Origin of the sequence: Methylobacterium sp. E-041 (assembly GCF_022829665.1) — a bacterium.
Classification (GTDB): domain Bacteria; phylum Pseudomonadota; class Alphaproteobacteria; order Rhizobiales; family Beijerinckiaceae; genus Methylobacterium.
The window spans coordinates 21,660-29,021 of the sequence record NZ_JAKSYQ010000243.1 but is presented as its reverse complement, the minus strand read 5'-3'; the positions used below and the strand labels follow the sequence as shown (position 1 = coordinate 29,021).

Here is a 7,362-nt window from a genome sequence, read left to right as displayed (position 1 = left end):
CGAGCGGTCGACGTGGCTTTCGGCCGCCAGGTGCATCACCGCGTCGGGCCGGAAGTCCGCGAACGCCGCGCGCACCGCGTCGGCGTCGCAGATGTCGGCCTCGACCAGGCGGTGGCGGGGATCCTCGGCGAGGGGCGCCAGTGACACCGGGTTGGCCGCGTAGGTCAGCGCGTCCAGCGTCAGCACGTCGTGGCCGAGGTCGCGCACCAGGTGGAGCACGAGGGCGGAGCCGATGAAGCCGCAGCCGCCGGTCACCAGGATGCGCATGTCGGCCTCCGTCAGCTGCTCCGACGTTTCAGGTGAAATAGCCCGTCGGCAGCACCGATTTCATCTCCGGTAGCTTGCACTGAGATATGAGCTTGAAATGACGCCGCGCGATGCGCAAAGAACAACGATGCATCATGATCCGGCGTCTTTGATTATTATGACAAAAATTATCTCAAGCCGGTAGAATATGCTTGGGGGTCGATTTTCTGAGCAGGTATTTCCCCTTTTTTGCGATCGTTCGCACGACGTACTTTGACGGGTTGAGCGAAAGCGCTACGGCCAGGTTTTTCATGAACGGAAGCCAATTTCCGCTGCTGTAGTGCAGGGTCGCTATTCTGTAGGCGACAGCGGATCTCTTCAATCTCCAATTGCGGCATTTTTTCCAGATCGATTGCGAGTGAAGCATTTCCCTATATTGTTCCAGGCTTATTTCCGTGTTGCCGTTCAGGCGCCTGATCATGTTGAAATCGATGAAATCTCCGTTTTCGAAGATCTCGTTGATCCGCGTCGTCATGATGCTGCTATGCCGGCGATGCATCAAGACAGGCTCGGGCGACACGGCGATCTTGAAGCCCGCGGTCGCCATTCGCCCCCACAAGTCTCGATCATCGAGAAGATAGTTCCGATAGCCGCCCAAGCCGAGAACGACATCGCGCCGATACATCGCGGTCGGATGGATGATATTGACGATGAGGCCCGGGTCTTTTCTTGCAAGCCCGCGTTCCATATCAATGGTCGGGACGCTCTTTCCGATGATCTTGTTGTCGACATCGATCATGTATGCTGCCGAGCTCAGAACGCTGACGTCCGGGTTTTCTTCCATGAATCGGATTTGCGATTTCAGCCTGTCTGGAAGCATGATGTCGTCGTCGTCCATGCAGGCAATCAGATCGTATTTCGCAAGCGACAGCCCCAAATTCCTGGCGGCAGGACCGCCCCTGTTCGTCGGGTGACGCAACAAACGGATCCTCGCATCCTTCTTGACGAGAGCCGCGAGGATCTCATGGGTCCCATCGGTCGACGCGTCATCGACGACGATCAGCTCGAAGTCCTCGTGGGATTGCGCCAACACGCTTCCGATGCACGCCTCTATGTACTTGGCGCGGTTATGGGTTGGCACTATGACTGTCACCGACATCGATACCTCCGAGTCCGCATCTTCGAGCAGACGAAAGACAATTTAGAAAGAAATATAATCGCTCTATATTGTATGGCCATGAAATAAAGCAGATCAAGCTTTGTAATGGGTCACGTCGATCTTCCAGCCTGACGGTAAACTGGATCCTCGACGAGATGACAGATTTTCAGGAGAGGCCGCGTACGCCTTTCGATCTAGCCCGAAGGGAACGGTCAAGAATCGGGTCGATCGAAGCGCTGCGATCCGGCAAACCGCGTGCACCGATCCAGAGACCTCCCAAGGTCGTTTCCGGCCATGCTGGGTCGAAGTCTTTCAGGGTCTTTGGGAGGGCGGCGGTGGCGGTCTCGTCGTGCCCGTGCGGCACGCAGATGCGGCAGCGCACCACGCGGAGGCGTCGACCGGAGCCTCGGAGCCTGTCGGTGGCGGCCGCCGTCTGGTCGACGAGGACGAGGCCGTGCGGATCGAGATCGATACGGCCTCCGATCGGCCGCCCGGAAACGACCGGCAACCGTCGGTGGCACGGATGGTGCCTGGAATGCGAAATGCCAGCTTGGGGTTGCCTGATCCCGTGCATCGGCCCACGCTCCGCTCATCCGCCTCGAAACTCTGGTCCGTCCCGGGAAGTCCTGATGTCGCGTCTGTCGGCCGCCTGCCTGATCGCGGGCCTGCTCGTCTCCCTGCCGCTCTCGTCCACGGTCCTCTCGGCGCAGACCCTGCGCTACGGCATGATGGAGGACCCCGACGCCCTCGATCCGACGCTGGCGCGGACGTTCGCCAGCCGCATGGTCTTCGCCGCGCTCTGCGACAAGCTCGTCGACATCGGGCCCGACCTGAAGCCGGTGCCGCAGCTCGCCACGCAATGGGAGCTTTCGCCCGACGAGAAGACCCTGACCATGCACCTGCGGCCGGGGGTGAGGTTCCATGACGGCGAGCCGCTGAACGCGGCGGCGGCGAAGTTCTCGATCGAGCGGCACCTCAAGATGCCGGGCTCGCAGCGCCGCGGCGAGATCGCGCCGATCGACACCGTCGAGGTGGTCGACGACCTGACCTTCAAGATCAACCTGAAGACGCCGTTCGCGCCGCTGATGGCCCAGTTCACGGATCGGGCCGGGATGATGGTCTCGCCCAAGGCCGCCGAGCGGCTCGGCGACAAGTTCTCGACGGCGCCGGTCTGCGCGGGCCCCTTCAGGTTCGTCGAGCGGGTGCCGCAGGACCGGATCGTGGTCGAGCGCTTTCCCGATTACTGGAACAAGGACCAGATCCAGATCCAGCGGATCGAGTTCCGCCCGATCCCCGATGCCACCGTGCGGCTGACCAACCTGCGCGCCGGCCAGCTCGACCTGCTCGAGCGCCTGGCGCCGACCGACGTCCCCCAGGTCAGCCGCGACGCCAAGCTCGCGCTCGGATCGGTCTACGAGCTCGGCTTCCAGGAGATCCTGCTGAACCCCGCCAAGGCCGGCTCGCCGCTTGCCGACCCGAAGGTGCGCCACGCGCTCGACCTGTCGATCGACCGCAACGCGCTCAACCAGGTGGTGTTCAACGGCGAGTTCCTGCCCGGCAACCAGTGGGTCTCGCCCAAGCACCCGAGCTACGTGACCGAATACCCGGTGCCCAAGCGCGACGTCGCCAAGGCGAAGGCCCTGCTTGCCGAGGCCGGGCAGCCGAAACCCCAGATCACGCTCTCGGTCTACGCCAACAGCGAGGCGCCGCAGGTCGGGCAGGTGATCCAGGCGATGGCCAGGGAGGCCGGCTTCGACATCCGGATCCAGGCCGCCGACTTCACCACGCTGCTCGACATGGCCGACAAGGGCAACTTCGAGGCCTACCTGTATTCCTGGTCCGGGCGACCGGACCCCGACGGCAACACCTTCAGCTTCCTCGGCTGCAAGACGCCGCTGAACTACAGCCGCTACTGCAACGCCGAGGCCGACGCGGCGCTCCAGGCCGAGCGCGGCACCGTCGACCCACAGAAGCGGCAGGCCGCCTGGAAGCAGCTTGCCGACCGGGTCCTGAACGACCGCCCGGGCCTCTACCTGCTGCACCGCAAGCTGCTCTGGGCCTACACCAAGAAGCTCTCGGGCTTCGTCGCCTACCCGGACGGGCTGGCGCGCTTCACCGGGCTCAAGCTGAACTGATGCTGCGCTTCCTCGCCCGCCGCCTGGCGCTCGCGGTCCCGACGCTCGTCCTCGCCTCGATGATCATCTTCGCCCTGCAGCAATTGCTGCCGGGCGACACCGCGACCGCGCTCTCCGGCGAGGAGCGCGACCCGGAGGTGATCGCGTTCATCCGCGAGAAGTATCACCTCGATCGGGCGCTCCCCGTCCGCTACGGCTACTGGGCGGCGGGCGTCCTGACCGGCGACCTCGGCGAGTCGATCCGCCTGCAGAAGCCGGTCTCGGAACTCGTCCTCGAGAAGCTGCCGGTGACGCTCGAGCTCGCCTGCCTCGCCATGCTGGTGGCCCTGGCCATCGGCGTGCCGATGGGCATCGTCTCGGCCGCCCGCCGCGGCACCTGGGCCGACACCTTGGCCAACGGCGTCGCGCTCTGGGGCCTGTCGATCCCGAACTTCTGGCTCGGCATCCTGATGATCCTGCTGTTCTCGGTGCAGCTCGGATGGCTGCCGGCCTCCGGCTACGTCCCGCCCTCGGAGAGCCTGTGGGGGAACCTCAAGGCGATGGCGATGCCGGCCTTCGTGCTCGGCAACGCGATCAGCGCGGTGATGATGCGCCACACCCGGGCGGCGATGCTTGGCGTGCTCGGCTCCGACTACGTCCGCACGGCCCGCGCCAAGGGCGTCTCGCCGCTGCGCCTGGTGCTGCGCCACGCGCTGCCCAACGCCGCGATCCCGATCATCACGCTCGGCGCCCTCGAGTTCGGGCAGCTCCTGTCCGGCGCGGTGCTCACCGAGCAGATCTTCTCGGTGCCGGGCTTCGGCAAGCTGATGGTCGACGCGGTGTTCAACCGCGACTTCGCCACCGTGCAGGGCGTCGTGATCTGCACCGCCGCCACCTATGTCGGCCTCAACCTCGCGGCGGATGTGCTGGCGGCCGTGGTCAACCCGAAGCTGAGGCGGGCATGAGCGGGATGGATCGCGACGCCGCCGCGCTGTTGCCGTCCCCCTCCGTGGCGGGGGGACGAGCGGTGCCCCTCCCGCGCGAGCCCGGCATGCTCGGCGCCTTCTGGCGCCGGCTGCGGGCGCGGCGGAGCGCGGTCGTCGGGCTCGCCATCGTCGTCGGGCTGGTGCTGATGGCGGCGTTCGCCGGATGGATCGCGCCCTACGACCCGACGGCGACCGATTGGGGCGCGGTGCGCGCCGCGCCGTCGCTGGCCCACCCGTTCGGCGGCGACGAGGTCGGGCGCGACGTGCTGGCCCGCATCGTCTACGGGGCGCGGGCCTCGCTCGGCGCCGGCCTCGTCTCGGTGGCGCTCGCGGTCTCGCTCGGCCTGCCGCTCGGGCTCGTCGCCGGCTATGCCGGCGGCTGGGTCGACGGCGCGATCATGCGGCTCACCGATGCGCTCCTGGCGATCCCGTTCCTGATCCTGGCGATCGCGCTCGCGGCCTTCCTCGGCCCGAGCCTGACCAACGCCATGGTGGCGATCGGCCTCTCGGCGACCTCGACCTTCGTCCGGCTCACCCGCGCGCAGGTCCAGGCGGTGGCGGCGGAGGAGTTCGTCGAGGCGGCGCGCTCGGTCGGCAACCCGCCCTGGCGGATCGCGCTGGTGCACATCCTGCCCAACATCGTGCCGGCGATCCTGGTCCAGGCGACGCTGACCATCGCCGCGGCGATCATCGCCGAGGCGAGCCTGTCCTTCCTCGGGCTCGGCCAGCAGCCGCCCGAGCCGTCCTGGGGCGCGATGCTCAACGTCGCCAAGAACTTCCTCGACCAGGCGCCGTGGATGGCGATCTGGCCCGGCCTGTCGATCTTCCTCGCCGTGCTCGGCTTCAACCTGCTCGGCGACGGGCTGCGCGACGCGCTGGATCCGCGGGCCCGCACATGAGCGACATGCCGCGTCTCGAAACGCCCCTGCTCGAGGTCCGCGACCTCGCCGTCGCCTTCGACACCGACGGCGGCGCGGTCCACGCCGTCAACGGCGTCTCGTACGCGCTCCGCGAGGGCGAGACGCTGGGCATCGTCGGCGAATCGGGCTCCGGCAAGAGCGTGCACGTGCTGGCCATGCTCGGCCTGATCCCGCGGCCGCCCGGCCGGATCACCGGCGGTCAGGTGCTGTTCCGGGGCCGCGACCTGCTCACCCTGCCCGAGAAGGCGCTCCGAAAAGTCCGCGGCGGCGAGATCGGGTTCGTGTTCCAGGACCCGATGAGCTCGCTCAACCCCGGCATGACCGTGGCGGCGCAGATCGTCGAGCCGCTGCGCATCCATCTCGGCCTCGACGCCCGCGCGGCGCGCCGGCGTGCGCGGGAGCTGCTCGACCTCGTCCGCATCCCGAACGCGGCCGGCCGCCTCGACCAGTACCCGCACGAGTTCTCCGGCGGCCAGCGCCAGCGCGTGATGATCGCCATCGGGATCGCCTGCCGCCCGAAGCTCCTCATCGCGGACGAGGCGACGACGGCGCTCGACGTCACGGTGCAGGCCGAGATCGTCGCCCTGGTGCAGGAGCTGAAGCGCGAGATCGGCATGGCGATCATCTGGATCACCCACGACCTCGGGGTGGTCGCCGGCATCAGCGACACGGTGCAGGTGATGTATGCCGGCCGCATCCTCGAGCGCGGGCCGGTGGACGACATCTTCGCCGACCCGCGCAGCGCCTACACCCTCGGCCTGCTGCGCTCGCTCCCCGACCTCACCCGCGGCCGGGCCGGGCGCGGGCGCCTGCGCCAGATCGAGGGCGCGCCGCCCGACATGCGCGCGCCCCCGCCCGGCGACCCGTTCGCGCCGCGCAACGCCTACGCCACCCCCCGCTGCCGCACCGAGGCGCCGCCGCTCGTCCAGGCCGCCGGCGCCGCGCCCGGCCACCTCGTCGCGGCCTGGTACGACCTTCCGGCGATCCTGGCGCGCGAAGCGGAGGAGGCACGGTGATGCGGGCCCCGGACTATCCGATCGTCTCGGTGCGCAACCTCTCGAAGCACTATCCCCTGCGCTCGTGGTGGGGCGGCAAGGCCTCGGTGTTCCGGGCGGTCGAGGACGTCAGCTTCGACATCCGCGCCGGCGAGACGCTGGGGCTCGTCGGCGAATCCGGCTCGGGCAAGTCGACCATCGGCCGTGCCGTGACGATGCTAAACCCGCCGACCGCGGGCACCGTCGCCTTCGAGGGCACGGACCTCGCCAAGCTCTCGCCGCGAGCGATGCGCGGCATGCGCGCCCGCATCCAGACCGTGTTCCAGGACCCCTACGCCGCGCTCAACCCGCGGATGAGCGTCGGCGACTACGTCTCCGAGGCGTTCAAGCTGCACCGGCCCGAGATGGGCCGGGCCGAGCGCCGCGCGGCGGTGGCCGGGCTGTTCGAGCGGGTCGGGCTGGAGCCGCGCTTCGCCGGGCGGTTCCCGCACCAGTTCTCCGGCGGCCAGCGCCAGCGCATCTGCATCGCCCGCGCCATCGCGCTGAAGCCGAGCTTCATCGTCGCCGACGAGCCGATCGCGGCGCTCGACGTCTCGATCCAGGCGCAGGTGGTCAACCTGCTGCAGGACCTGCAGGCCGAGCTGGGGCTGTCCTACCTGTTCATCTCCCACGACCTGCGCATGGTGCGATATCTCTGCCACCGGGTCGCCGTGCTCTGGCGCGGCCGCATCGTCGAGCTGGCCGAGAGCGACGCGCTCTACGACGACCCGCGCCATCCCTACACGCGGCGCCTGCTCGGCGCCGTGCCGGTGCCCGACCCGGCCGCCGAGCGCGCCCGCCTCGCCGCGGAGCAGGCCCGGCCCGCCTCCCCCATCGCCGAGGGCGGCGACCTCGTCGAGGTCGCGCCCGGCCACTGGGTCGCCACGAGAAGCTGAGGATCGC

General features: G+C 68.1%; 7 protein-coding genes. 5 read left to right on the top strand and 2 right to left on the bottom strand.

All coding sequences use genetic code 11. The features are described from left to right. A partial coding sequence (locus MKK70_RS22825; RefSeq protein WP_243950111.1) for an NAD-dependent epimerase/dehydratase family protein occupies window positions 1-267 on the bottom strand: 267 nt, incomplete at its 3' end. 172 nt (window positions 268-439) lie between these two features. Next, window positions 440-1,405 carry a glycosyltransferase family 2 protein gene (locus MKK70_RS22820; RefSeq protein WP_243950109.1) on the bottom strand — a complete coding sequence of 322 codons (966 nt, stop codon included), beginning with the start codon at window positions 1,403-1,405 and terminating at the stop codon, window positions 440-442. Window positions 1,406-2,034: 629 nt separating this feature from the next. Between MKK70_RS22820 and MKK70_RS22815 the strand changes: the two genes are divergently transcribed. From MKK70_RS22815 to MKK70_RS22795, 5 genes are all read left to right on the top strand, one after another. Then, window positions 2,035-3,540 (top strand): ABC transporter substrate-binding protein, encoded by a 1,506-nt coding sequence (locus tag MKK70_RS22815; protein ID WP_243950106.1) that lies wholly within the window; start codon window positions 2,035-2,037, stop codon window positions 3,538-3,540. After that, entirely contained in the window at window positions 3,540-4,484 is a 945-nt protein-coding gene (locus tag MKK70_RS22810; RefSeq protein ID WP_243950104.1) for an ABC transporter permease, read from the top strand. The genes MKK70_RS22815 and MKK70_RS22810 overlap by 1 nt, the downstream gene beginning before the upstream one ends. Window positions 4,485-4,570: 86 nt before the next feature. Further along, window positions 4,571-5,404, top strand: coding sequence for an ABC transporter permease (locus tag MKK70_RS22805; RefSeq protein ID WP_243950113.1), 834 nt, complete (start codon window positions 4,571-4,573; stop codon window positions 5,402-5,404). A gap of 5 nt (window positions 5,405-5,409) precedes the next feature. Beyond that, window positions 5,410-6,441 carry an ABC transporter ATP-binding protein gene (locus MKK70_RS22800; RefSeq protein WP_147858752.1) on the top strand — a complete coding sequence of 344 codons (1,032 nt, stop codon included), beginning with the start codon at window positions 5,410-5,412 and terminating at the stop codon, window positions 6,439-6,441. After that, window positions 6,441-7,355, top strand: coding sequence for an ABC transporter ATP-binding protein (locus MKK70_RS22795; RefSeq protein WP_243935039.1), 915 nt, complete (start codon window positions 6,441-6,443; stop codon window positions 7,353-7,355). Before MKK70_RS22800 ends, MKK70_RS22795 begins: the two co-directional genes overlap by 1 nt. Window positions 7,356-7,362: the final 7 nt, after the last annotated feature.

What these genes read in the sequence shown, in the direction of transcription:
- MKK70_RS22820 (WP_243950109.1), bottom strand. Translation starts at nt 1,405, where the DNA reads ATGTCGGTGACAGTCATAGTGCCAACCCATAACCGCGCCAAGTACATA.
- MKK70_RS22815 (WP_243950106.1), top strand. Translation starts at nt 2,035, where the DNA reads ATGTCGCGTCTGTCGGCCGCCTGCCTGATCGCGGGCCTGCTCGTCTCC.
- MKK70_RS22810 (WP_243950104.1), top strand. Translation starts at nt 3,540, where the DNA reads ATGCTGCGCTTCCTCGCCCGCCGCCTGGCGCTCGCGGTCCCGACGCTC.
- MKK70_RS22805 (WP_243950113.1), top strand. Translation starts at nt 4,571, where the DNA reads ATGCTCGGCGCCTTCTGGCGCCGGCTGCGGGCGCGGCGGAGCGCGGTC.
- MKK70_RS22800 (WP_147858752.1), top strand. Translation starts at nt 5,410, where the DNA reads ATGCCGCGTCTCGAAACGCCCCTGCTCGAGGTCCGCGACCTCGCCGTC.
- MKK70_RS22795 (WP_243935039.1), top strand. Translation starts at nt 6,441, where the DNA reads ATGCGGGCCCCGGACTATCCGATCGTCTCGGTGCGCAACCTCTCGAAG.